Source organism: Enterococcus sp. AZ109, assembly GCF_051714625.1.
Taxonomy (GTDB): Bacteria; Bacillota; Bacilli; order Lactobacillales; family Enterococcaceae; genus Enterococcus_A.
In genome coordinates, this window is record NZ_JBIOSF010000001.1 from 378,910 (window position 1) to 400,040 (window position 21,131).

Here is a 21,131-nt window from a genome sequence, read left to right on the forward strand (position 1 = left end):
CGGTTTTCCTTTCTTTTAGATCGGTAAATTAAAGGCCTAAATCTTCCAAAATCAAAAAGATCGTAATTCTCTCAGTATCTTTGGATCTCCTAGTCACAGCAATCGTGTTGCAAATACATTCCTCATTTAAGCAATCACCGCAAAAGCCTTCCTTCACACAGGGAGTATGCTCTAGCCCGATGCGAAAAGAATTCAGGGGAGCTGCCCGTTTGCGAACCATTTTAATCGTTGTTTCCAGATCGCCGTAAACCTTATTCATCCCAACGAAGGCGAATACTTTATCCGGACCATAGGTAATTGCCGCGACCCGATTGCCGACATTATCGATATTCACCAGCTGACCGTCCTCCGAAATACCGTTGATACTGGTCAAGAAATAGTCGGCGGTTAATGCCTGTTTCATTAAGCGATGCTTTTCTGCCATATCTCGTGCTTTGTCCCGATCAATCATCGGCTGACCGCGATCATAAAGTGCTGGGATAATTCCTGATTGCACCAAGGTAATTGATCCACCAAAACCCACAACTTTGTTGGATTCGATCAGTTCCAGCGCTTTCTCCTTGGCTTCAGCCAATGTCTGGCAAATAATCGGCTGAAAATTGCGTCGTTCCAGTTTTTTACTCAATGTTTTCGCAGCTTGCGCATATTGCTGCTGATGAATAGTATCCATTTATCTTCTGCTCCCTTAATTCTTTTCTTCTATTCTCCTGTATTTTGACTTGGTTGGCAATGCTTATTCAACATTCGTCAGCAAGACGCTGGCTGAATGGCGTACTTTTCTTTATACTGGATAAAAGATGTCAGTCCAATTTTATCATGAGCAAGGAGGCAAAAATATGTCACGCTGCTATTTATTCATCGGTCCCAGCGGCTCCGGGAAAACGACTTTGGCCAATAGCTGTTTTTCCCCAGCACAAAAAATCATCTCCTACACCACCCGGCCTAAACGAACAGGTGAAAAAGATGAGATGGATTATCATTTTGTCTCTAAGGAAAAGTTTGAAGAAATGATTCAAGCAGAGGCCTTTGCTGAATATGATCGCTATGATCACCACTATTATGGAATTGCCAAGATCAGTATTCAAAGGGCACTGGAAAAAGGCGACTGCTATGACCCGATCACGATGCCGGGTTTTTGGAATTTGCGACGCAGCTTTGGCTCTACGGTCGTTCCCGTTCTAATCGACGTTTCAAAGGAGACGATCCATCAGCGTTTAAAAAAACGCCAAGCTCCTCAAGAAGAAATTACCCGCCGCTTGGAATTATTTGCTGAAGAACAAGAACGCTTCCCGGAGCTGGAAAAATTGCCAGACTTAATCAAAATCGATGGGGAACAACCATTAAAAGCCATGATCCAGCAGCTGAAGCAACACCTTCGATAGCTGAATCATGGCTTTTTATTATTTTGAAAGTAATAGTTGAAACGCTTTGCGCTCCCCATGCTTGAAGGGAAAATGTACCATACCGCAATAGCTAAAACCTGTTTTATCAATTAAGCGCAGCATCGGTTTGTTGGCCGGATAGGTATCAATCCGAATATCCTGATAACCTAACTCTTTCGCTTTTTCGATCGACTGTTCCAACAGAACCTTCCCAAGGCCTTTACTGCGAGTTCTTTGACTGACGGCGACCCGATGTAGGGACACATAGTCCAAAGCGCCTTGCCACTCACCTTCAATTGCTTCATAAACTGGATCGACTCCGCCCACTAAAGCAATCGTTCCAATAATCGCTTCGTTTTGAACCAGTACATAGCTGGCATCAGCTGCCATATCTTTTAAAATTGAGCCTTCGGTAGGGCCGTGACCATCCTGCCATTGCGGTGAGCCTTGCTCCTTCAAGTAATTTTTAGCGTCTTCAAAAATCACCAGTATTTCTGGAATGTCTGCTTTGACGGTCTTACGTAAAATAATCGCATTCTCCAGTGTATCACTAGCTCGTTTTTCTTCCCCAAAGGACAGAATCTCTTCTGCATCCTTTTTCCCTAACAATCCGCCTAATACCTCGCCGGCCTGCTTAGCCATCCGAGTGACGTAATCTTTATCTTCATACCCCATGCTGCTCCATCCCTTTCATCCAGTGATCCCCTTGCTCCAAGAAGCTGCCTAACAGCTCCAAGTGATGGGCCAGCGACCATTTTTTGATGGTGCCTAGACCTGGAAATTTTCCTTCATTTTCATAATTCAATAATTCCTGTAAGCCGATTGTTAACAATAGCTGATCCTGATTTCGCCGATACCAGCGACTCAGTTTATCCAAGGCCTCAGCGAATTTCAGGCCTTGATCTTTAGCCGAATCATTGGTGTCGGAAACAAAATGCTTCACCCGCAAATTCAAATAAGCATCAAAATACGTAATATGAATGGCGATTGCTCGACTGGGACCACCCTTGTCAAAGTAGCGGCTGCCTTCAATCGTATAATCGCTGTAACCAGCAAAGCCATCCTCTAAATAGTATAAATGATTGTCAGTGAAAAAGTCATCCTCTTTTATCTCATACTCAGCAACATGTTTGCGAGGCTGAAAAGCTTCCCGCAATAAAATCCGCTCTTCGGCTGGCAATATGCGAAAACGTCCCTGATCGGGAATCACCATCTGGGCCTTCAAATCCATCAAATGCTGGATATCCTGAACCGATCGCGGGGAATGTTCATTAAACAGAAACAGGTCCGCTGGTTCCATGTCGGCCTCTGTCACAATCCGCGCACGTTTAACCGTTGAGTCTTTCGACAAGCTCCACAAGTGCTTTTTTTCATTGAACAGCTTAAAAGTTCCAACTTGAGGATTATCTACAACATATAATGGCAGCTTTTTTTGATCAAACAGCTCCACCGTTTTTTTCAGCGTCGCCGAATCCCGCACCGGCTCAATAATCGGTACAATTTTCGTCGACCAGCGCTGGGCTTGAATTAACGCGGTCAAAGCCAACAGGTCAAACTGCTTGCCTCTTAAATAAGGATAATACATACACTCACTCCAAAGGTTCGGTCGGTCGGCGGATTTGCCGCTGCCGTTTCAAAAAATCATAGTCCTGCCGCAACGCTGCCAGCTCTTCTTCCAAGCTGGCCACCCGTTCGTTTTGCACATCTTCAATAAAACGCTGGTAATAATTGCCTTCACCTAAATGATCCTTCTCTAGACTGCGCTTCCTTAATTCTTTGTACAATTGTTCAGTCGAAAAAAAGGAAGTCCCGTAGTTCATCCGTTTCGCTTTGCGAACTTCACGAAACATTGAGGCCATAAAGCGCTGAGTCAAAGCTAATTCCGCTACCTGCAGTTCCTGACGTACTGGCTTGCGGACAATCACAAAGGTTCCTTTGGCTCGCATCTCTTCTTCAATATTGTCATAAGGACGATAAACCATGACGCCAATCTCAGCAGGAATCTCTTCTTTAACCGCTTCATATAAAACTTCTGGCAATACAAAATAATTGTAGTGGCCGATAAAGGACAACTTAGCTTTGGAACGAAAATCGGCTTTCGTCACCTTCAGCTCGTAGCAGCGCCACTCAAAGCTATCTTCTTTAAAAAAGCAAGCCAATGTATCAACAATCCCCTGCTCTTGAGGCATCGAAACCTCTTCCACCACCAGAGCGCCCAGCTCCATACAATAGTAATACAAGGCTTTTTCCATATCTTGGGTTAATTCTGTCTTCATTCTTCTCACCACGGGAACATATTTTCGTACACTTTAGCATAAACCAAAAGAAAAAAACAGAGGAAATCCTCTGTTTTAAATAAAATATTCTAAGTCGCTGGCTGGTGTCGGATAAGCAAACACATAGTCGGCGATTTCTTCATGAGTCATTTGTTTTTCCAAAATCAGGTTGAAATAGTTGATCAATTCATCCGCCATTTCATTCAAGCAAGTAATTGCGACAATCCGATCTTCTTCATCATAAACAAATTTGATTTTTGCGCCCTTATCGTTCACTCGGAAATAAGTAAACCAGCTGCCAAGATCCATGGTTTCGCTATGGTATTTTTCACTGTTTTCGCTTAATTCTTTTTCGCTTAAACCAATCCGGGCTAGGCGTTGGTCGCCAAAGACCACCGATGGAATTAACGGATAGTGAATCGGTTCTGTCTCACCATTCATGGTTTTCACTACATAGGAAGCTTCAAAACCAGAAACTGGGGTCAGCTTCGGATGAGATTTATCCAAGACATCTCCACAAGCAAAGATATGCTCCTGGCTGGTTCTCAAATGATCATCCACCGTAATGCCTTTTTTTGTATATTCAACTTGAGCATTGTCTAATTTCAAAGCTTCGATATTTGGAACACGCCCGGCTGCTACGACAACCATATCGGTTTCCAGTTCAAAATTCTCAGCGGTTAAGCGGTAGCCAGGATCGATCGCTTCGACTTTGTCCACGTCAACATTAAAGTGGAAGGTAATGCCCTTTTCTTCTAAATGCTTGGTCAAGTCCATCGCCATTTCTTTGTCAAAGCCCTTCAACGGCTGATCATTGTGTTGGATGACATGCACTTCAGCCCCAGCTGCGTTAGCAATCGTAGCCAGTTCAAAAGCAATATAACCAGCGCCAATGAACGTAATTCGTTCAGAAAGTTTATCTAAATTCAGAAAGTCGGTACTGGTTTGCAAGTACTCTTGGCCATCTACAGGCAACAAAGCAGGACGTTGCCCGGTAGCAATCAAAAATTGTTTGGCTTCCAAGCGTTCATCCGCCACTTCAATTGTATGAGCATCGACAAATTCTGCCTGACCTTCATACGCATCAATCTCCGCTTTTTCAATTCCGCTTTTCGTCCCGTTAGGAACTGAATCTGTGTAGGAGCGTTTAAAGGCCATTAATTCTTCCCAATGAATCTCTGGCGATGCTTCAAACCCTTTGCCGTTTAAGTTTTCCACCTTGGCCTTGGCTTCCACCGCACTCATTAAGATTTTTTTCGGGTCACAGCCGCGGTTGGGGCAGGTGCCGCCCCACAAATCCGCTTCGATTATCGCGACCGTTTTGTTTTGTTCTTTTAAGGAATAAGCAGCCGCTGTTCCGCCAGGTCCGCCGCCAATCACAATTGCATCATATTTTTTCACTGTACATTTCCTCCTATTCTGTTAGGTAAGCCTATCAGCTTAAGAAACGGAAAATATCTGACCGAGTCACCTCGGCAATTACTTTTTCTTCTTCGTCTTTAATATAAATTTTCTCATGATCAGCGAAGGCTTCAAAAGCTTGACTGATGTTGGTATTCAGATCCAATGCCGGAACCGTGTCATCCGGGGTAATCACAGCCTGATGGAAGCCGGCTTCATAAACCGTTGCTAAAGTTTGATCCTGCAGCTCATCGGTGGCTTCATCAAAGAAGGCCTTAACAAAACCGTCTGCTGGCTGACTTTGAATCATTTCTGGCGTATCGCATTGAATCAGCTTGCCTTCATGCATCACGGCAATCCGGTCCCCCAGCTTCAACGCTTCCTTCATGTTGTGGGTCACAAAGATTATCGTATTGCCTAATTTTTTATGCAGTTCTAATACTAAGTCCTGTAAACTGTTTCGCGAAATTGGGTCTAAGGCACTAAAGGGTTCATCCATCAAGATAACATCCGGCTCAGCCGCCAATGCCCGTAAAATCCCGATCCGTTGACTTTGCCCCCCGGAAAGCTCCGCCGGCATCCGATTACGATAGGTTCCAGGATCAAGATCGACCTCCTCCAGCAATTCATCGGCACGTTTGTTGCGGCGCTTTTTGTCCCAGCCTAACATTTCAGGAATCACATCAATGTTTTCCTTCACCGTCATTGTTGGGAACAAGGCAATTTGCTGTAGCACATAGCCGATCTGCCAACGCAATTTGTGGATATCATAATCTTTGATTCGTTTATTTTTAAAGTAGACGTCGCCTTCACTAGGTTCCACCAAGCCGTTGATCATTTTCAAGGAGGTGGTTTTCCCACTGCCGGAAGGTCCGACGAGTACGAAGATTTCCCCTTGATTAACCGAGATATTCAAATCCTTCAGCACCACTTGGCCTTCGAACTCTTTGCCTACATTTTTAAATTCAATAATTGGTTCCATCTAGTTCTCCTCCCCAATGATCTTTTCCTTGATTAAAAAGTCACGGGCAACTTCTGCTGGCTGTTTCCCTTCAACATTCACTTGATAATTCATATCGATCATTTGATCCTCGGTAATTTTGCCAGCTAAACGATTCATCGCTTTAACCACCGTTGGGTTTTCTTCAGCAAAGTCGTTGCGCATCAATGCCGCCCCTTGGTATGGAGGAAACAGATTCATGTCGTCTTCAAGTGTGACTAAATCGTATTGTCTAATTTCACTATCAGTAGAATAGCCGTCGATGATGTCCACGTCGCCATTTTCAATCGCTTGATAACGTAGCGCCGGTTCCATACTTTGCACCGATCCGAAGTTCAAGCCGTAAAGCTCTTGAATTCCCCGATAACCATCTTGTCGGTCGATAAATTCTAAGGTAAAACCCGCCCGCCAATTTGCTTGGTCAGCTATTAAATCGGAAATTTTGCTAATTCCCCGTTCTTCGGCTACTTCCCGTTTCATTGCTAAAGCATAGGTATTTTCGTAAGCCATTGGTTTCAACAGCTCCATGTCGAACTGTTCGTTTAGCAGCTTGTTAGCTTCACGATAGGTTGCCTCCTGTGAGCCGTCTGTTTCAGAACCTTCTGGTACTTCAACTAAGCTTTCTAAAACTGTTCCGGTAAATTCCGGGTAAATATCGACTTGATCGTTTTCTAATGCACTGAACAAGAAGCTAGTTTTCCCAAAGTTCGGTTTCAAGTCAACTTCGATTGATGGATCTTCATCCTGAATAACATCTTTATAAATATTGATCAAGATGTCCGGTTCAGATCCTAATTTACCAGCAATCGTCACAGTTTGGTCAGCCAACGGATTATGTTGAGCTAAGAAGATACCACCGATTCCTAGGAAAATTACGCCTAGTGCCACTAAAGTAGCTTTCATACTGCGATGCTGCAAGAACCGAATCAGCCCGCTGAAGATAATCGCCAGCAACGCCGAGCTAACTGCCCCGATTAAGGTTAGCGTCGGATCATTCCGATCAATCCCTAATAGGATAAAGGTACCCAGACCACCAGCACCAATTAAAGCTGCTAAAGTCGCTGTTCCGATAATTAGTACCAGAGCTGTCCGAATCCCAGAAACGATCACTGGCATCGCCATCGGCAATTCCACCTTGAACAGCTTACGCATGCGGGACATCCCAAAAGCATCCGCCGCTTCTTCAATCGAAGGATCAATTTCCGACAAACCTATATAAGTATTTTGGAAAATCGGTAAAAGAGCGTATACTACTAATGCAATCAATGCCGGCACGGTTCCGATTCCGACGAAGGGAATCAACAGCCCCAGCAAGGCAAGTGACGGAATTGTCTGCAAAATACTGGTTATCTGCAAAACAATCTCTGCTAGTTTCTTTTTCTGGCTGAGTAGAATCGCCAAAGGTATCGCAATGATGATGGCAATCAAAAGAGCGCTCAAGGAGATGGCTAAATGTTCTAAAATCGCATCCAGCAGTTCATCCTTCCGCTCCATAAATGTTTGTATAATATCGTTCATAACCTGTCCCTTTCCCTTCTTAATTAATTTAAGTATAACGGAAGTCTAAAGTGCGGCAAAAGGATTCGCTCACTTAAAAGTAAAAAGATTCCGCAAAAAACAATAAAGGAGTGTTAATAAATGCTTGAAAAAGACGTAAATACTATTCATTTGATCACCAATAATCATACATTGACTTACACCAATTCTTTCTATTATAACTGGTACAAAACCTTGCAAGGCAATCTATTACAGACCAATGGTTTTACTCCTCAGTTTGTCCGGCTGCAAAAAAATGCACCTGAAACCTACAAAAAAATTGAGCAACGCCTTCTGGCAGTCAGTATCGTTGCTTTTCTAAAACAGCTGGATTCAACCGACAGCTTTCTACTATTAACCACCAGCTGGAGCAGCGGCTTAGACAGGCAGCAACCGGAAAAGGCATTGGAAAAATATCTGACGAGCTATACTATTCAGGACAATGATCTGCGAGGGATCAATCAGATGAATGCCGATTTGAATCAAGTATTGATTCAGCACTTCCCAATGATTCGCAAACAAGATTTACGCCTAATTTACCGGCTGCTAGAACTTCAGCCATTAAGTAAAACGGACCGAACAAATATTTTAACTAAATTAAACGAACGAGCAGCAGCGCGAACGATCAAATTACTCTCCCTTTTGCAGGATGCCTTTACACTGGCTGACGCAAGCGAGCAAGTATTAAACGATCCGACCTTAGCAGAATATTTTGCTTAGTACACTAAAAAAGACCACAACTGACTCAAACCTAATAGGTTAAGCCAATTGTGGTCTTTGATTTATTCTGTTTTATTCCTGACTAAATAGGTATTCGGCAACCGCTAAAGCTTTTGCGCCATAGGCAGATGAAGGGCCGCCGCCCATTAGGATCGCTACTTCAACTGTTTCTGTCAGTTCTTCCATTGTTGCGCCGGTTTTAATTGCATTGCCGACATGAGCCATAATGCAGTCTTCACAACGAACAGAAACTGCGATTCCTACAGCCACTAATTCTTTCGTTTTAGCATCCAAGTTTCTTGGTGTTAAGGCCACTTTAGCCACATCCATAAATTTCTCTACTAATTCAGGACTATTCTTTGCTAAAACCTCGCTGTTTTGTTTTGATTCTTCCAATTTTGCTTTGTAATCTGTCATTCACTTCTACCTCCTACTTGATATTAATAATTGTAACACGTCACCCATTTAAAGCGCTATCAATTATTCAACGATATAAACAAATTTCCATTCAACTGATTAAACTTCAAAAAATATTTAGCTTAGAAGATAATTGTCAAATAACCACCTGAAAATAATGATCTTTTTTTAATATGTAAAGCCTTTATCTGAGCATTTGCTCATCCACTTGATTATCCCCTAAGACTTTGATTAATTATTATTTTATTTTGTTTTTTCAAGATGCTTGAAGTGTTAAAATCCGTATGTGTTTCTATTGGCTAAGGAGGAATGTAATATGCTACTTCATCATTATTAACGCCGCTATTTTTTAGTAATATTTATTAAAACGTTTTATGTGGCAGTTAAATTTATAATGAGGTGAAAAAATTTGACGAGAACCTATCAGTTTCACGAATATAAGAAAGGAAATATTTTGAGCTATCTGAAATGCGGAGATCAATCTACCTTGTGCGCCTGTAATCAGGTAGTGATTTATTATTCCAGCGAAAAAAAGGAACCCTTGGACCTGACACTCGTAGCGGTTCCCCAAGATAAAACACACAGAATTTTTATTTTTGTCGACAATTATTTATCCTATGCAGTCTTTGATGGTACTAAGAATTATTATATCGACTTAAAAAGATTTGTCTTTTCTAACGAAAAAGTTGACAGGCCGACCTATTTACAAAAAGGCGTTCATCAAATCCAAGCTGCTCAGTTTAGTAATGACAATCCCAATACAGGCAAGTTGCTGAGTATTACCACTGAGAATTATATAATAAAAGATAGCGGACAAAAACCGTATCAACATCTTTAATTTACTTTCGAGTAACCAATATCTTTTACTAGTAGAAATGGCAACACAAGCTAGGCGGACTAAAATAAAAGTTGGATTAAATCGTCCCTCGATTCACTCCATTTTTTAGCCATTGGCAACAGACAACGTTTGAAGCTAAAAACTTATTATCTCTGATGTAATCGATTGAAAAAATCAGAGTTTCCAGTAAAAAAGTCTTCTCTTTTCAATTAAAAGAGAAGACTTTACATTTACACTGTGAATTTATATGGAACTCTTATCTAATCCCCAAAGCAATCCGTGCGTAGCGACTCATTTTATCAGTGGTCCAGGCAGGATACCAAACAAGTTTTACTTCTACGTTGTTTACTTCAGGAATTTCATGTAGTGCTGATTGAATCTGATCCGTTAATACATCAGCTAATGGGCAGCCCATTGTAGTTAAAGTCATTTTAATTACAGCATTCCCATTTTGTTCAAAGTCTACTTCGTAAATCAAACCAAGATTAACAATATCTATACCTAATTCTGGGTCAATGACAGATTCCAAAGCTGTTAAAATACGTTCTTTAATTTCTTCAAGTTCTGCTTCAGACCAATTTTGCTTATTTTCTTCCATTCGATGCCACCCCTTTTTCGAGTTTCGAACTTATTTTACTCTATCAATAAAGATTTGTAAATGAGAATCGGAATGAAATATACTATCTCTTGCAATTCTTAAGCTATTGATTGGAACAATCACTGCTTATTAGACTTCTTTACTTTATTTTGCTCATCTTCATTTAAGAACCGTCCAACGACCGATTCGGTTGCAACAATATTAGTAAACGCAACTGGATCAACGGTCTGTACAATTTGTTTTAGGTCATACAACTCATAACGTGTTAGGACAATCATTAATACTTCTCGGTCCGTTGAACTAAAGCCGCCCTTGACTGGTATAACAGTCATCCCACGTACAAGACCTTGGTATAAGGCCTCACGCATTTCTTTACTTTTATCCGTGTTAATAAAAGCCGTCATTTTTTGGTGTCTCGTATGAATCATGTCCACTATGCTGCCCATTGTGAAGATCGTAATAATCGTATAAAGAGCACTTTCCCAGTCAAAAAAGAAGCCAGCAACAACAACGATTGCACCATTCAGCAGCATGATATAGTTCCCTACCGTTCGACCAGTTGTTCTAGACAACAGCAATGAAACAATATCCAATCCACCAGTGGTGAAGCCATACTTCAACGATAGGCCGCCGCCTAACCCTAGTAAAACACCGCCCGTAATTGCATTCATCAAGACATTATTTGTGATCTCTCCTACAGGAACGAACGTGGTAAAAAACGAGATGGACAATACATTCGCAAAGCTTAGTATCATCGCTGATTTGCCTAATTTAAGAAAACCCAGAATGAACACTGGGACATTTAATAGAAAAATCAAAATACCAGTATCTATGGTCAAACCAAACAATTGCTGAAAAAAAGCGCCTGCAATCTGGGAAATTCCAGTCATACCTGCCGAGAAAACATTTGCTGGTATTAGAAAAAAGTTTAGTCCTACAGCCCCGCTTATCCCTGTTAAAATGATCACAATTACTTTTAGCGCAAAATCTTTTTTGTTGTAATCGATTACTTTGTGCATCACCGTTACCTCCTGAATCAAATTCAACTATAGATTAACAGGGAAGTTAGCAAAGCACCAATCTTTTCTCATAAAGATAAGAGAATAATCATGGCATTCTTAACGTTTTTTGATAAACTAAAAGTAAAGGAGGATGACTATGGCAAAAGATGCAAGTTTTGACATTGTTTCAGAAATGAATATCGAGGAAGTGAAGAACGGGATTCAAATTGCTTTGAAGGAATTGACAAATCGCTTTGACTTCAAGGGAGCTAAATTCGATATCTCGCTAGAGGGAAATCAATTAGTTGTAAGTGCTGAGGATGACTTCAAAATCGAGCAGGTTAAGGATGTGCTATTTAGCAAGCTGATCAAGCGTGGCGTACCTTTGAAAAATATTCATTTCTCAAATTCCGAACATGCGTTGGGTGGAACAGCTCGACAAAAAGCTGATCTCGTTAGCGGGATTGACAAAGAAAATGCAAAAAAAATTACCACTGCTATCAAAAACAGTAAAGTAAAGGTGAAAGCACAGATTCAAGATGACCAATTGCGAATAACCGGTAAAAACCGTGATGATTTGCAAAAAGTGATCGCTTTGGTAAGAGAGCTAGATTTACCGATTGATGTACAATTTACTAATTATCGTTAAGGCAGAGAAATGAATGAGTTCTTAAGCCCATTCATTTCTCTGTTTTTTCTAATTGTACCTTTAAATCTTGAACAAGTTGTTTTGTTGATGAGCCAAAAACTTTTTTATAAAAGACTGTAAGTAGATTTTTTTAGCATAAAAATTCTTAAGTGAAAGCTAGGTGACTCTGACTTTCAGCGACAGGTCCCCCCCTAATCATTTCCACTTCATCTCAAAGAGGCTGTGGCGTTTTATGTCACAACCGTATTTGAAACTCTGTAATTAAAAATTGTGTCGGATATCCTAATTTTGTGTATTCAACAAAGGATTGCTTGTCCGAAGAAACTTCAATTCATTCAATATCACTACGTCAAGTTCCATCTTCTGACTGAGTAATTGCTTGCCACGCTTCATCCATCTTGGAATTAGTGGTTGCTTTGATCATGAATCGAGTCAATTCCTCCACCACATTGTCTTTAATTTCCTTTAAGTAGATAGAAAAAATCCTCTCTAATCATGGATTAATCAGAGAGGATTGATAATGACCAGTACTTTAATTTCCTATTTCTGTCAGGGTTAAAGTAAATTGCGACTTCAAATATTCAGTTAGTTCATCAAGATTTTTTGTTTCTCGATTCATGAAAGTTTCAATTAATAATGGAAGATTAAACCCAGTGAGTAAGCGAACATTCGGATTTTTACGCTTGATAATTGTAGCTACATTTGCGGGCGTCCCGCCCATCAGATCAACTAGTATTAAAGTCCCTTGCTCTTTTTCTAATCGATCAAAAGATTTTTGAGCAGCTTCTATGGTCATAGCTAAATCCATGGTTTCACTTAGAGAAAAAGAGGAGACATTGGTCTGTTCCCCAATAATCATTTCAGCACTTTTCAACGCTTCTACTGCATAATTCCCGTGACTTCCTAAAAGGATTGCACTCATTGTATCCATCCTATCTTGGTTTTTTGTTGACACTTACTGCTGCCGATTTTTCAGCAATTGCTTTTTCAAGGATCGAATCATCCAAAAAGCATGCGACTATCGTTTCTGCCATTGCTTTAGCTGAGCGTTCAATTGCTTTGTGACTTACAGGCTGGATTGCTAATTCTTCGTATTCTGGAGTGTGTAGTGATACTCTCGTTTCATTTAAACTAAAATAAGGATTAGTGGTAGGCATTAGTTGACTAACATTCCCAAAATCTGTTGAACCAAAATCATCTGGAAAATCTGCTAACACACTTTCTCCTTGCTCCTCCAGAGCCTTGCGGCAAATATCCCCTAATACCTTACTAAAAGTTCTTGCTGCATATCCACTTTGCTCTTCTATTTTTACTTCACAACCCGATGCCAGAGCAGCCGCATGGATACAATTTTTCACTCGTTCTATGAGGTAGGGTAATTCCACTTCCTCCATGCATCGAACACTGTATTGAATTTTAGTATGATCTGGAATAACGTTACTGGCTGTCCCGCCTTCTACAATATAGCCAGACATACGGACATCCGATGTAACTTGTTGACGTAAAAAGCTAACAGCGTTAAAAAATAGATTGGCGGCATCTAAAGCGTTAATCCCTTTAAAGGGCTGACTTGCCGCATGAGCTGCTTTGCCAATAAACTCGATTGTAAATGAGTGCGTTGTCGTACACCGTCCAGCTATTCGAGTTGTACCAGAGGTAGGGTGTACCATCATTGCAGCATCAATATCTTCAAAGGCTCCTGCTTCAAGCAGTTTTATTTTACCGCCCCCCCCTTCTTCCGCTGGGGTTCCAATGATTGAAACTTTACCTTCAATTTGAAGCGACTCCATCGCTTTTTTTGCTGCTAAAAAAGTTCCTAGTGCCGCTGTACAAATGATATTATGTCCACAAGCATGGCCTAATTTAGGTAACGCATCATATTCCGCCAATACAGCTACATGGTGCTTGGCATTTCCATAGGTGTACGTAGCTTTAAATGCAGTATCAAGTCCACAATAGGGTAACTCAACAGTATTGCCTTTTTCAGTTAAATAAGCTGTTAACTTATCAACTGCTTTATACTCTTGGTAGCCAAGTTCTGGATGTTCATGAATATATTCGCTGATTTCAATTAGCGCTGCTTTGTTTTCTTCTACGTTTTGATAAATAGTTTCTCTCACTTTTCCTTGCATGGTTTCCTCCTAAAACAGGCCAACAAGTGCACCTAATAATGAAAATACTAATACTCCCAATAAAATTGTTGTATATTTGACATTCTTTTTCTTAATTAAATAATACAACACAAATACAATAGCAATCGGCAGCAGACCGGGTAAAATTTGATCAATATAAGATTGAATCGTTGTTTCTTCAGCATTTACGATGAGCGATGGTTTTAATTCGAGCTTCACATATTGCGATGAGAGAATACCCATCATAAACATCCCTAGAATACTCGATGCTGTAATAAATTGATTAATGCGTCCGTCTTTTAATACTTGAAGAATACTTTTGCGCCCAACCTTATAACCTAAATGCCATAAGTAGTAACTAATTGAGGAGGTGATTAGACTCACGACCACAAAAGGTCCTAATCCCGCAATCCAACTACCAGCTGAAGCCAAAGGTAAAAAAAGTCCAATTACAATGGGACGAATGGTTCCCCAATCCACCGTATCACCAATTCCAGCCAACGGCCCCATAAAGCCGGTTTTCAAACCCGTAATCATGTCATCAGAAATATCTTCGCCCTTTGCTCGTTCTTCTTCCATCGCTATTACGATGCCGTGAATTAAACTTCCCCAAATTCCTTCTGTATTAAAGAACGTCAAATGTCGCTTTAAAGCTAACTTTAACTGTTCATCATCTTTATAGAGTTTTTTCAAGATAGGGGCTAAGCACCCTACAAAAGAGAGGCTCTGCAATCGTTCGAAGGAATTGGACATTTCACAAGTCCCTAACCACAGCATCCAAGAACGGCGAATATCCTTTTTCGTCAACAGCTTCTCTGTATTTACTTGATTTTCAGACATTACATAATCCCCGCTTTCTCAGATGAAGTTGATTTGGTAAACGTGATGTGCAAATATGCCATGAAGATGCCTAAAAGTGCAAAAGCAATCGTATTCACCTGTTGTGCATATTGGAATAAAAAGAAACCTAATATAAAGTATGGCAGGATCCCCTTTTTACCGATAACCGAAATAGTAATAGCAAACCCTAATGCTGGCAAAATCCCCCCTGCTACCTGTAATCCTGTCATAATCCACTCTGGAATGATCGCCATGAATGTTTCGACCGCTGTTGGTCCAATGTGTATGGCCACAGCAACCGGAATAATATAAATAAGGATTAAAGAAAGTGGTGGATAAAGAAAGTGGGCCCTCATAACCCCGGTGGCATTGGCATGCTCGGCGTAATTATCTGCCATATGCACCCAAGCAGCGTTAACAGTTCTTCGAATGTAATCCAATAAGACCCCCAATAATCCTACAGGTACTGCTAATGTAACTGCTACTTCTGGAGAAAGGTTGGTCTGAATGGCAATCGGTAGTGCGATGAATGTAGCCAACACTTGATCAGTTGGAATGTTTCCGCCAGGCTGAATTACACCCATATAAATCGCTTGAATTGCCGCACCAATAATCATTGCTTGCGGAACATCCCCTAAGACAAGTCCAATTAGTAAAGCACCAAATAACGGAATATTTTTAGGCCAAGTGTACAATATCCCCATCCGACAAAAACAAAACAAAATCCCCAGAATAATTGATTGCGCAATAGACAATTCTAACTCCCCCTTTTAATTAAACTTATTGCTTATATCAGCTAGCTTCACTTCTTTCTCTTCAGGTACTGTTTGCAAATAGATTTCTACTCCGCGATTGCTCAACTCTTCTAACGCATTGTATTCATCCTTAGTTAACGTAATATTTTTGAAGACAACTACGCGATCTGGACCGCCACCAATCCCACCTATCTGCACTCGTTTCATTTCAGAATCCGCTTTCATTCCTTTGAGCAACATTGGGATGTTTTTGAAAAGAATAATTGAATACTTTAACTCACGATTATCTAAAAAACTGGTTACTTCATCTACTGATTTGACGATCAACTCCACGCCACTTGGCGCTGCCATTTGAAAAACTTCAATCATAAATTCATCTTTAGCCAATTCATCATCAAAAATAATGACTTCCTTTGCGTCCACTTGCCCAATCCACCTTGTTACTACTTGACCATGCAATAAACGACTGTCTACTCGAACTAATCCAACTTCTGACATAAAAAATCCCCCCTCAATCATTGCTAACGGATTCATAAGTGAAAAAATGTGGTATACTGAATTTGAATTTTTTTCATTATGAGAACCGTCTAATGAATATATTTTTATTATATAGAATATTTTCGATTTGTAAATCCGTTTTTTCGAATTTTTTTTATTTTAAATCAGGAGGTTTTTCATTTGTATCTAGAAAGTGTTATCCAAACAAATTATCCCAGTATGACAAAGAAGGAAAAAAAAATTGCTGATTATTTATTGAACCATTCAGAAGAAGCAAAAAATCAAAGCATATCAACAATTGCTGAAATTTGTGGTGTCGCAGAATCGACAGTTTTTTTGTTTTCTAAAAAAATCGGTTTGACAGGATTTAAAGAATTAACTGTTCTTTTAAGCAGTGATTCTAAGAAGAAAGTTTTTGAAGGGATTTATGAAGAAGATAGCATCCAAGCGATTACAGAGAAAGTAATCGAAACTTCCACCCAATCTTTAGAAACTACACGTAGCTTAATTGACTTCCAGCAGCTAGAACAAGCTGTGGATGTTTTGATCAATTCAAAAAAAGTGGCTCTTTTTGCTTTAGGTGGCTCGTCACCTATTGCTCTTGATGGGTATCATAAGTTCTTGAGGTCTCCGTTAGAAGTTGAATTTACGGTTGACTATCATATGCAGCTGTTAAACGCTGGAAGACTAGGCAAAGAACATTGCGCTGTAATCGTATCACATAGTGGACGGAATTCTGATATGCTTCGCATTGCAGACATTTTGAATAAAAACAAAGTTCCAATTATCTTGATTACAGGCTTTAACAATACGTCTCTTGTGAAAAAGGCTGATTATACTTTTATTGCAACAACAGAAGAATTAACTTATAAAGATATTGGTATTTATACACGACGTTTACCTCAAATGCTTATTATGGACCTATTGTTTACCTTGGTAATGATTTCTGATAAAACGGATTCCATCCCTAGCCTAGATAAAATCCAGGATGCGATGCACTTTACAAAATAAAGACGTTTTAATTCAAGGCTCCATATCTGACACGGCAAAAAAATGTGGCTGTGACATAAAACGTCACAACCACTGAAAGGCGCATAATCGGGGTAACTGAAGTAGCTCTTTTGGAAATAAGCTAACTAATCGCAAAAATATGAAGCTATTTTCGGATTATTTGGCTTATTTCTCGGAGCTAAACACATCTGTCACAAGATCAATTTTCCCAAAATTTTTCTGCTAACTGAGTAATCGCTTGTGTAGAATAGACAATTTTCCGCCCCCGCCAATTAGGTGGCAGCAAATGACTATAGTGTGGATTCGTATAGCGTTGATCCAATAATAGAACAATACCACGATCCGTCATAGTACGAATGACGCGTCCGGCAGCTTGAATCACTTTATTTATGCCGGGCAGTTGGTAAGCATAACTAAATCCTGCACCCTTTTTATCGTCGTAATATTCTTTGATCAGTTCTTGTTCATGATTGATTTGGGGTAGACCAACCCCAACCACAATTGCTCCACTCAAGCGTTCGCCGACTAAGTCAATCCCTTCAGAGAATATTCCACCCAGAACACAGAAGGCAATCATTGTCTCCTGTGGATTATCTTGAAATTTGGCCAAGAAGGCTTCTCTTTCGGCTTCATCTAGATGAGAGCCTTGAATCACCACTTGGTAATTCGGATAATTTTCTCGGAACGCATCGGCTACATCATCCAAATACTTGAAGGATGGGAAAAAAACCATATAATTTCCTGTCTTCGTTTTCGCTAAAGCGTGGATAGATTCGACGATTTTCGTCTGACTTTGTTCCCGCATACGATAAGTTGTTTGAATGTGCGCATCTACGATCACTAACTGATTCTCTTCAGGAAACGGACTTGGCAAACGATAGGTCAAACTGTCCTCATCCCCACCTAATACATCTTTGTAATAATCAAGAGGAGAAAAGCTAGCAGAAAACAGGGTAGTACTGCCCACTTTTTCCATTGTTTGTTGAAGGAACCATGAAGGATCAATACAATATTCTTTAACGATTAAATCATAATTTTTTTCTTCAATTATTGTTTCGTAATGATCATCATATAGTTCGCCCATTCGTGTATAACGAACAATATCAAAATATACTGTTAGCATTTTTTCCTGTAAAGGATCTTCAGCGTTTTCTGCCAACCATTCTTTCATCAATTCTTGCAATTGAAACAAACGATTGAATAAACTTTCAGCAGCTGCCGCTTGGTGGAAATAGGTAACTTTCTTTTCCACTAGCACTTGGTGAATTAGTTCGAACTCATCATCCACTCGAGCAAAGGCATTTCTAAGCCGCCGCATCTTTTTACTCAACTGCTGACCGACGTCATAGATACGCTGTCGTGATATTGCTGCCGAATACATTTCTTTCGATCGACTGACTAGGTTATGGGCTTCATCCACTAACACTAAATTATTCTGGTCCTCTTCTTCAAAAAAACGACGCAGGTAAACGGTAGGATCAAACAAGTAATTATAATCACCAATTACTAAATCGCTAAAACGACTGACATCTAAGGACAACTCAAAAGGACATAGTTCATGCTTTCTGGCGTATTCTTCAATTACCGCTCGAGTGTATTGATCCTCTTGATGCAACATATCCCATAATCCCTCATTCACTCGGTCATAGTAACCTTTCGCAAAAGGACAATGTTCTGGTGTGCAATTGCGTTCAGTCAGAAAACAGATCTTATCCTTAGCGGTCAACGTCACGCTTTTCACCCGTGCATCTTGTTTCGCCAGCTTTTCGACCGTTTCTTCTGCTACTTGTCGTGTGATTGTTTTGGCTGTTAGGTAAAAAATTCGTTCCCCTAACTCCTCACCGATTCCCTTAAAAGCTGGAAAGAGCGTAGACATTGTTTTACCGATACCTGTCGGCGCTTCTACAAACAGCTTTTGCTGCGCTGCAATTGTTTTATAAACAGCCCCGGCTAGCTCCCGTTGACCTGCCCGATATTCTGGAAAGGGAAAACTCATCCCTTTTAATGATTGATTTCGCGTTTCTCGCCATTCTGTTTGGAAAATCAGCCAATCCTCGTATTTTTTCACTAACTCATTGAAAAAGGTCTGCAGCTCTTCAAAATCAAACGTGCGGACACGATAGGTAATTTGTTCTTCAACTGTTTGAAAATAAGTCAACCGGGTAGCTATTTTCTTTAATTCTTCTTGTTCCGCATATATATAGGCATACACCATTGCCTGATAAAAATATAAGTTAATGATTCCTTCTTCTAGTTCTGCAAAAGGCGTTTCCGAGGTTTTGATTTCATCGATAATTGTTACATCATCTTCAATAAAAATACCGTCAGCTCTTCCCTCCACTTGAACATCGATTCCAGCAATCGATAGTTGTTTTTTCAACCATACTTCTTTTTGATACTCCTTGCCAGCAGATTTTTGCAATTTGCGATGAATACGAGCGCCTTCTTGAGCTGTATGGTTGCTGTTTTTTCCTTCATCGATACTACCGCTGCGTAAAATAAATTCCACTAAGCTTCTAACAGCGATTTTCTTTAAGGACATGACCTCACCTCTTTTCGTGCCTTTAAACAATAGAAGATTTTTGACTGGACGTCAAGTATTGCCTAATTTTGTGGATAACTGTTACTTAACATAATTTATCAAGATAAAAAACAGTCTTTCCCCACTTTTTTGTTCTTTTCATGTATAATAAAAAAGAATGTTAGGAGGGAAACCATGATCCATATTGAAGGATTCGTGACAGGTAGAGCTCAAGAAAACTGCTACCTAATTTACAATGAAGATAACTTGCTGATCGTTGATCCTGGATCTGAAGGCGATCGCATTGCTAAAGAAATTAAACGAACTGGTCGCAAACCAGCAGCTATTTTATTAACCCACACTCACTACGACCATATAGGTGCTGTGGAACAATTAAGAAACTTATACCATGTACCCGTTTATGTAAGTGCATTAGAACAGGAATGGCTAGGTAATCCAGTCTATAACCTTTCAGGGCTTGGCAGTCATCAAGATATGCCTGATTTAATCGTGCAACCAGCAGAATACGAATTTGAACTAAAAACATATACCATTGGTGGAATGACCTTTGAGGTCGTGCCAACACCCGGACACTCCATTGGCAGTGTAAGTTTTATTTTTGATGATTTTGTCGTCGTTGGCGATGCACTCTTTCGCGGAAGCATCGGACGGACTGATTTGTATACTGGTGACCTGCAACAACTTCTTTATAGTATCAAGACCTACTTGTTTACTTTGCCAAGAGAACTGCCAGCATATCCTGGCCACGGTGAAGCCACAACGATTGGGCACGAGATAGATACAAACCCTTTCTTTAATTAAAAAACGGAGGTAATGAAATGGAAGAAACAAATCTTTATATCGTACGTCATGGGAAAACAATGTTCAACACATTAGAACGCGTACAAGGTTGGTGTGATACACCTTTGACCCCTAAAGGTAGAGAAGGAATTGAGTGTGTCGGTTTAGGTTTGCAAGATACAAAGTTTGTCGAAGCTTACTCTAGTGATTCTGGTCGTGCGATTGAAACCATGCGTCTACTGTTAAGCAAACATCCTGACGGTAAAGACCTGCCGTATCACACAGATCCTCGAATTCGCGAGTGGTGCTTCGGCTCTCTAGAAGGTGCTTATGATGCAGAGATGTGGGGCGTATTACCACGGGTATTAAACTTTAAGACCGAAGACGATCTATTTGCGACAGATGTTACTTTCAAAGAAATTGCTGATGCAATTTTCGAAGCCGATACGGCAAACTGGGCGGAGACTTATGAAAAACTAAGAGAACGTGTTTGGACTGGATTTGAAGATATCGCACAACGTCGTGAAAAAGATGGCGGCGGAAATGTATTAATCGTTTCTCATGGTTTGACTATCGCTTTCTTACTAAGTTTAATTGATAGTAATCAACCAGTACGTGCCAATCTATTAAACGGAAGTATCAATCGTGTGAAGTATCAGGATGGTAAATTTACCATTCGCGCCATTAACGATATTAGCTATCTTGAACGTGGCAAAACAATCGCAAACAAAGAGAATGCCTAATTGTTAACACGC

General features: G+C 40.3%; 23 protein-coding genes. 7 read left to right on the forward strand and 16 right to left on the reverse strand.

Features of this window, described 5'->3' with window-relative positions; genetic code table 11:
* Positions 1–28 precede the first annotated feature (28 nt).
* The gene (locus IGI42_RS01825) at positions 29–670 is read right to left on the reverse strand and encodes a lactate utilization protein (RefSeq protein ID WP_438713913.1); all 642 of its coding nucleotides are present in this window, start codon (positions 668–670) and stop codon (positions 29–31) included.
* A 166-nt stretch (positions 671–836) separates the two neighbouring features.
* Between IGI42_RS01825 and IGI42_RS01830 the strand changes: the two genes are divergently transcribed.
* A complete protein-coding gene (locus IGI42_RS01830; protein ID WP_438713914.1) occupies positions 837–1,382 on the forward strand; it encodes a guanylate kinase in 546 nt (181 codons plus the stop codon).
* Between the two features lie 18 nt (positions 1,383–1,400).
* Here the strand turns inward: IGI42_RS01830 and IGI42_RS01835 are convergent, their stop codons facing one another.
* The 6 genes from IGI42_RS01835 to IGI42_RS01860 all read right to left on the reverse strand — a co-directional run bounded on the left by IGI42_RS01835 (position 1,401) and on the right by IGI42_RS01860 (position 7,577).
* Positions 1,401–2,057 carry a GNAT family N-acetyltransferase gene (locus IGI42_RS01835; RefSeq protein ID WP_438713915.1) on the reverse strand — a complete coding sequence of 219 codons (657 nt, stop codon included), beginning with the start codon at positions 2,055–2,057 and terminating at the stop codon, positions 1,401–1,403.
* Positions 2,047–2,967, reverse strand: a complete 921-nt coding sequence (locus IGI42_RS01840; RefSeq protein ID WP_438713916.1) for a sce7725 family protein — start codon at positions 2,965–2,967, stop codon at positions 2,047–2,049. The genes IGI42_RS01835 and IGI42_RS01840 overlap by 11 nt, the downstream gene beginning before the upstream one ends.
* 4 nt (positions 2,968–2,971) lie before the next feature.
* The gene (locus tag IGI42_RS01845) at positions 2,972–3,658 is read right to left on the reverse strand and encodes a hypothetical protein (protein WP_438713917.1); all 687 of its coding nucleotides are present in this window, start codon (positions 3,656–3,658) and stop codon (positions 2,972–2,974) included.
* A 75-nt stretch (positions 3,659–3,733) separates the two neighbouring features.
* Positions 3,734–5,059, reverse strand: coding sequence for a dihydrolipoyl dehydrogenase family protein (locus tag IGI42_RS01850; protein WP_438713918.1), 1,326 nt, complete (start codon positions 5,057–5,059; stop codon positions 3,734–3,736).
* A 34-nt stretch (positions 5,060–5,093) separates the two neighbouring features.
* The gene (locus IGI42_RS01855) at positions 5,094–6,041 is read right to left on the reverse strand and encodes an ABC transporter ATP-binding protein (RefSeq protein WP_438713919.1); all 948 of its coding nucleotides are present in this window, start codon (positions 6,039–6,041) and stop codon (positions 5,094–5,096) included.
* The gene (locus tag IGI42_RS01860) at positions 6,042–7,577 is read right to left on the reverse strand and encodes an ABC transporter permease/substrate-binding protein (protein ID WP_438713921.1); all 1,536 of its coding nucleotides are present in this window, start codon (positions 7,575–7,577) and stop codon (positions 6,042–6,044) included. It abuts the gene before it with no gap.
* Between the two features lie 120 nt (positions 7,578–7,697).
* On the opposite strand from IGI42_RS01860, the gene IGI42_RS01865 reads away from it, so the two are divergent.
* The gene (locus IGI42_RS01865) at positions 7,698–8,315 is read left to right on the forward strand and encodes a hypothetical protein (protein WP_438713922.1); all 618 of its coding nucleotides are present in this window, start codon (positions 7,698–7,700) and stop codon (positions 8,313–8,315) included.
* 72 nt (positions 8,316–8,387) lie between these two features.
* Here the strand turns inward: IGI42_RS01865 and IGI42_RS01870 are convergent, their stop codons facing one another.
* On the reverse strand, positions 8,388–8,732 hold the full coding sequence (locus IGI42_RS01870) for a carboxymuconolactone decarboxylase family protein (protein WP_438713924.1): 345 nt from the start codon (positions 8,730–8,732) through the stop codon (positions 8,388–8,390).
* 409 nt (positions 8,733–9,141) lie between these two features.
* On the opposite strand from IGI42_RS01870, the gene IGI42_RS01875 reads away from it, so the two are divergent.
* The gene (locus IGI42_RS01875; protein ID WP_438713925.1) at positions 9,142–9,570 is read left to right on the forward strand and encodes a hypothetical protein; all 429 of its coding nucleotides are present in this window, start codon (positions 9,142–9,144) and stop codon (positions 9,568–9,570) included.
* A 256-nt stretch (positions 9,571–9,826) separates the two neighbouring features.
* On the opposite strand, the gene IGI42_RS01880 is transcribed toward IGI42_RS01875, so the two are convergent.
* Positions 9,827–10,168, reverse strand: a complete 342-nt coding sequence (locus IGI42_RS01880; protein WP_438713926.1) for a metal-sulfur cluster assembly factor — start codon at positions 10,166–10,168, stop codon at positions 9,827–9,829.
* A gap of 119 nt (positions 10,169–10,287) precedes the next feature.
* The gene (locus IGI42_RS01885) at positions 10,288–11,187 is read right to left on the reverse strand and encodes a YitT family protein (RefSeq protein WP_438713928.1); all 900 of its coding nucleotides are present in this window, start codon (positions 11,185–11,187) and stop codon (positions 10,288–10,290) included.
* Positions 11,188–11,326: 139 nt separating this feature from the next.
* On the opposite strand from IGI42_RS01885, the gene IGI42_RS01890 reads away from it, so the two are divergent.
* The gene (locus IGI42_RS01890) at positions 11,327–11,818 is read left to right on the forward strand and encodes a YajQ family cyclic di-GMP-binding protein (RefSeq protein ID WP_438713929.1); all 492 of its coding nucleotides are present in this window, start codon (positions 11,327–11,329) and stop codon (positions 11,816–11,818) included.
* A gap of 532 nt (positions 11,819–12,350) precedes the next feature.
* On the opposite strand, the gene IGI42_RS01895 is transcribed toward IGI42_RS01890, so the two are convergent.
* Genes IGI42_RS01895 through IGI42_RS01915 form a run of 5 tightly spaced genes read right to left on the reverse strand, consistent with a single transcriptional unit; the run spans position 12,351 to position 16,043 of the window.
* A complete protein-coding gene (locus IGI42_RS01895; RefSeq protein ID WP_438713930.1) occupies positions 12,351–12,740 on the reverse strand; it encodes a PTS sugar transporter subunit IIA in 390 nt (129 codons plus the stop codon).
* Positions 12,741–12,750: 10 nt separating this feature from the next.
* Positions 12,751–13,950, reverse strand: a complete 1,200-nt coding sequence (locus IGI42_RS01900; protein ID WP_438713931.1) for a M20 family metallopeptidase — start codon at positions 13,948–13,950, stop codon at positions 12,751–12,753.
* 9 nt (positions 13,951–13,959) lie between these two features.
* Complete coding sequence (locus IGI42_RS01905; protein WP_438713933.1) at positions 13,960–14,790, reverse strand: PTS system mannose/fructose/sorbose family transporter subunit IID; 831 nt, start codon at positions 14,788–14,790, stop codon at positions 13,960–13,962.
* Positions 14,790–15,545 carry a PTS mannose/fructose/sorbose/N-acetylgalactosamine transporter subunit IIC gene (locus IGI42_RS01910; protein ID WP_438713934.1) on the reverse strand — a complete coding sequence of 252 codons (756 nt, stop codon included), beginning with the start codon at positions 15,543–15,545 and terminating at the stop codon, positions 14,790–14,792. The genes IGI42_RS01905 and IGI42_RS01910 overlap by 1 nt, the downstream gene beginning before the upstream one ends.
* Before the next feature lie 15 nt (positions 15,546–15,560).
* On the reverse strand, positions 15,561–16,043 hold the full coding sequence (locus IGI42_RS01915) for a PTS system mannose/fructose/N-acetylgalactosamine-transporter subunit IIB (protein WP_438713935.1): 483 nt from the start codon (positions 16,041–16,043) through the stop codon (positions 15,561–15,563).
* 180 nt (positions 16,044–16,223) lie between these two features.
* Here IGI42_RS01915 and IGI42_RS01920 point away from each other — a divergent pair, with 180 nt between their 5' ends.
* Complete coding sequence (locus IGI42_RS01920) at positions 16,224–17,054, forward strand: MurR/RpiR family transcriptional regulator (RefSeq protein ID WP_438713936.1); 831 nt, start codon at positions 16,224–16,226, stop codon at positions 17,052–17,054.
* Between the two features lie 199 nt (positions 17,055–17,253).
* Here the strand turns inward: IGI42_RS01920 and IGI42_RS01925 are convergent, their stop codons facing one another.
* On the reverse strand, positions 17,254–19,596 hold the full coding sequence (locus IGI42_RS01925; protein WP_438713937.1) for an ATP-dependent DNA helicase: 2,343 nt from the start codon (positions 19,594–19,596) through the stop codon (positions 17,254–17,256).
* Between the two features lie 174 nt (positions 19,597–19,770).
* On the opposite strand from IGI42_RS01925, the gene IGI42_RS01930 reads away from it, so the two are divergent.
* Together IGI42_RS01930 and IGI42_RS01935 are read left to right on the forward strand one after the other, a co-directional pair.
* Positions 19,771–20,397 carry an MBL fold metallo-hydrolase gene (locus IGI42_RS01930; RefSeq protein WP_438713938.1) on the forward strand — a complete coding sequence of 209 codons (627 nt, stop codon included), beginning with the start codon at positions 19,771–19,773 and terminating at the stop codon, positions 20,395–20,397.
* 17 nt (positions 20,398–20,414) lie between these two features.
* Positions 20,415–21,119, forward strand: coding sequence for a histidine phosphatase family protein (locus tag IGI42_RS01935; RefSeq protein ID WP_438713940.1), 705 nt, complete (start codon positions 20,415–20,417; stop codon positions 21,117–21,119).
* The last annotated feature ends 12 nt before the right edge of the window (positions 21,120–21,131 follow it).

Coding starts and splice junctions, on each gene's coding strand:
- IGI42_RS01825 (WP_438713913.1), bottom strand. CDS start 670: ATGGATACTATTCATCAGCAGCAATATGCGCAAGCTGCGAAAACATTG.
- IGI42_RS01830 (WP_438713914.1), top strand. CDS start 837: ATGTCACGCTGCTATTTATTCATCGGTCCCAGCGGCTCCGGGAAAACG.
- IGI42_RS01835 (WP_438713915.1), bottom strand. CDS start 2,057: ATGGGGTATGAAGATAAAGATTACGTCACTCGGATGGCTAAGCAGGCC.
- IGI42_RS01840 (WP_438713916.1), bottom strand. CDS start 2,967: ATGTATTATCCTTATTTAAGAGGCAAGCAGTTTGACCTGTTGGCTTTG.
- IGI42_RS01845 (WP_438713917.1), bottom strand. CDS start 3,658: ATGAAGACAGAATTAACCCAAGATATGGAAAAAGCCTTGTATTACTAT.
- IGI42_RS01855 (WP_438713919.1), bottom strand. CDS start 6,041: ATGGAACCAATTATTGAATTTAAAAATGTAGGCAAAGAGTTCGAAGGC.
- IGI42_RS01860 (WP_438713921.1), bottom strand. CDS start 7,577: ATGAACGATATTATACAAACATTTATGGAGCGGAAGGATGAACTGCTG.
- IGI42_RS01865 (WP_438713922.1), top strand. CDS start 7,698: ATGCTTGAAAAAGACGTAAATACTATTCATTTGATCACCAATAATCAT.
- IGI42_RS01870 (WP_438713924.1), bottom strand. CDS start 8,732: ATGACAGATTACAAAGCAAAATTGGAAGAATCAAAACAAAACAGCGAG.
- IGI42_RS01880 (WP_438713926.1), bottom strand. CDS start 10,168: ATGGAAGAAAATAAGCAAAATTGGTCTGAAGCAGAACTTGAAGAAATT.
- IGI42_RS01885 (WP_438713928.1), bottom strand. CDS start 11,187: ATGCACAAAGTAATCGATTACAACAAAAAAGATTTTGCGCTAAAAGTA.
- IGI42_RS01890 (WP_438713929.1), top strand. CDS start 11,327: ATGGCAAAAGATGCAAGTTTTGACATTGTTTCAGAAATGAATATCGAG.
- IGI42_RS01895 (WP_438713930.1), bottom strand. CDS start 12,740: ATGAGTGCAATCCTTTTAGGAAGTCACGGGAATTATGCAGTAGAAGCG.
- IGI42_RS01900 (WP_438713931.1), bottom strand. CDS start 13,950: ATGCAAGGAAAAGTGAGAGAAACTATTTATCAAAACGTAGAAGAAAAC.
- IGI42_RS01905 (WP_438713933.1), bottom strand. CDS start 14,790: ATGTCTGAAAATCAAGTAAATACAGAGAAGCTGTTGACGAAAAAGGAT.
- IGI42_RS01915 (WP_438713935.1), bottom strand. CDS start 16,043: ATGTCAGAAGTTGGATTAGTTCGAGTAGACAGTCGTTTATTGCATGGT.
- IGI42_RS01925 (WP_438713937.1), bottom strand. CDS start 19,596: ATGTCCTTAAAGAAAATCGCTGTTAGAAGCTTAGTGGAATTTATTTTA.
- IGI42_RS01930 (WP_438713938.1), top strand. CDS start 19,771: ATGATCCATATTGAAGGATTCGTGACAGGTAGAGCTCAAGAAAACTGC.
- IGI42_RS01935 (WP_438713940.1), top strand. CDS start 20,415: ATGGAAGAAACAAATCTTTATATCGTACGTCATGGGAAAACAATGTTC.